Source organism: Mesorhizobium sp. M1A.F.Ca.IN.020.06.1.1 (assembly GCF_004023265.1).
In the GTDB taxonomy this organism is placed as follows: Bacteria; Pseudomonadota; Alphaproteobacteria; order Rhizobiales; family Rhizobiaceae; genus Mesorhizobium.
The window spans coordinates 1-2,233 of sequence record NZ_RZSR01000964.1 but is presented as its reverse complement, the minus strand read 5'-3'; the positions used below and the strand labels follow the sequence as shown (position 1 = coordinate 2,233).

Sequence of the window (2,233 nt, the reverse complement as noted above, 5' to 3'; positions counted from 1 at the left end):
GGTGCAGGCCTCGCCCCCCTTGCCGATCATGCTTTTCGCGCTTGTTGCCGGCGCCATTGCCGACAGCTTCAACCGCCGCAAGGTCATGCTGGTGGCGCAGAGTTTCATGCTGGTGGTCTCGGCACTGCTCACCGTATTCACCTGGTTCGGCTGGATGACGCCGTGGACGCTGCTTGCCTTCACCTTCCTGATCGACAGCGGCACGGCGCTGAACAGCCCGTCATGGCAGGCGTCGGTTGGCGACATGGTGCCGCGCGCCAAGGTGCCGGCGGCGATCGCGCTCAACTCGATGGGCTTCAACATCACGCGCAGCGTCGGCCCGGCGATCGGCGGCATCATCGTCGCCGCCGCGGGGGCGGCGGCGGCCTTCGCCGCCAACGCCATCAGCTATATCGGCCTGATCGTCGTGCTTTTCCGCTGGAAGCCGGAAGTGCCCGCGCCGACCCTGCCGCGGGAATCGCTCGGCGCCGCGATGGGAGCCGGCCTGCGCTATGTCGCCATGTCGCCGAACATCGGCAAGGTGCTGGCGAGAGGCTTCGCCTTCGGCTTCAGCGCCGGCGCGGTGCTGGCGCTGCTGCCCCTGGTGGCGCGCGATGTCGTCAAGGGCGACGCGCTGACCTACGGCATCATGCTTGGCGCCTTCGGTATCGGCGCGGTCGGCGGTGCGCTGATCAGCGTGAGGCTCAGACAATTGCTCTCCAGCGAAACGATGGTGCGCGCCGCCTTCGCCGGTTTCGCGCTTTGCGCCTTCAACGCCGCCGTCAGCGACAATGCCTGGCAGACGTCGGCGGGCCTGCTCATCGGCGGTGCCTGCTGGGTGATCGCGCTCTCGCATTTCAACGTTACGGTGCAGATGTCGACGCCGCGCTGGGTGGTCGGGCGCGTGCTGTCGATCTACCAGACAGCAACCTTCGGCGGCATTGCGCTGGGCAGCTGGATCTGGGGCGTCGTCGCCGACGCCCATGGCGCGGAGACTGCATTGATGGTTGCCGCTGTCACCATGCTCGTCGGTGGCGGCATCGGCCTGATCCTGCCGCTGCCGCAGCACACCGCTCTCAACCTCGATCCGCTCAACCGGTTCAAGGAGCCGATGCTGGCGCTCGATTTGAAGCCGCGCAGCGGCCCGATCGCCATCATGATCGAATACATCATTCGCGAGGAGGACGTGCCGGAATTCCTCGCAACCATGGCCGAGCGTGGCCGCTCCGCCGCCGCGACGGCGCCCGCAACTGGACGCTCGCCCGCGATCTCGAAAATCCGGGCATCTGGATCGAACACTACCACACGCCGACCTGGGTCGAGTATATCCGCCACAACCGGCGTGCCACCCATGCCGACGCCGTTGTCGGCGAGCGCATCCGCGCGCTGCACAGCGGCGAGAACCCGCCGCGTGTGCGCCGCATGATCGAACGCCCGACCACCGCCGGCACGGCCCTTGTCTCGCCCAAGGGGCCGATCGATCACTAACCCGCGTCTTTTGGCCCGGAATATCTAGTTCCGATCAGCCAGCGCTGTGGATCATATAGAGCTTGCGCGTCGTCTCATGAATAAGCCACTCGCCCTTCCAGCCCTTCGGCAGGACGAGCAGATCGCCAGGCCCCAGCTCACGCATCTCGCCGTCGGCGCGGCTCACTTCCACGCGACCGGAGATGATGTGGCAGATCTCGGATGAACCCGAGCGGTCGGCGGTGAAGCGGCCGGGCGTGCATTCCCAGATGCCGATATCGACGGTCCCGTCCGGCGATTGGAAGAACGAGCGCACCGCTTCGACCTGATCGCCTTCGATCGAGGTCGGCTTCGGTGAAAAGGCGCCGATATCGGCCGTGGCGAGGTCGCGGAAGGTCGAAAGGTCGATCAAGATAGGCTCCAGTGTCAAAAGCAATTCCAGGAAAGTGCAATGGTTTTCCGTCCGGAATTGCGCGAAAACAAAGAGTTAGAGCGGTTCGGCGAACGCCGAACCGTCTCAGTGGCCTGTGATGCTGTCGGCCAGGGCGGCCAATTTCGAAGTGTAATTGAGCCCGGCGGCCTCGCGTTGGTCGGCGATGCGGTAGAGCTGGTACATCGAGTGGACGCCGAGCCAGCGGAACGGTTCCGGCTCCCAGGGTCTGACCTTGCGGTTGACCCAGGGCAGTCGCGTAAGATCCGTGTCATTGCCGAGGATCAGATCGGCAAGCGTGCGCCCCGAAAGGTTTGAGCTCGACACGCCCAGCCCGACATAACCGCCGGCCCAGCC

Annotated in this window: 1 protein-coding gene and 2 pseudogenes; 1 reads left to right on the top strand and 2 read right to left on the bottom strand. The window is 65.5% G+C overall.

The window, feature by feature from the left end:
* Position 1: 1 nt before the first annotated feature.
* Positions 2-1,467: pseudogene (locus EOA60_RS29615) on the top strand (MFS transporter).
* 34 nt (positions 1,468-1,501) lie between these two features.
* Here the strand turns inward: EOA60_RS29615 and EOA60_RS29610 are convergent.
* On the bottom strand, positions 1,502-1,858 hold the full coding sequence (locus EOA60_RS29610) for a cupin domain-containing protein (protein WP_067326033.1): 357 nt from the start codon (positions 1,856-1,858) through the stop codon (positions 1,502-1,504).
* Positions 1,859-1,963: 105 nt separating this feature from the next.
* A pseudogene (locus EOA60_RS29605) lies at positions 1,964-2,233 on the bottom strand (FAD-dependent oxidoreductase); the annotation flags it as partial.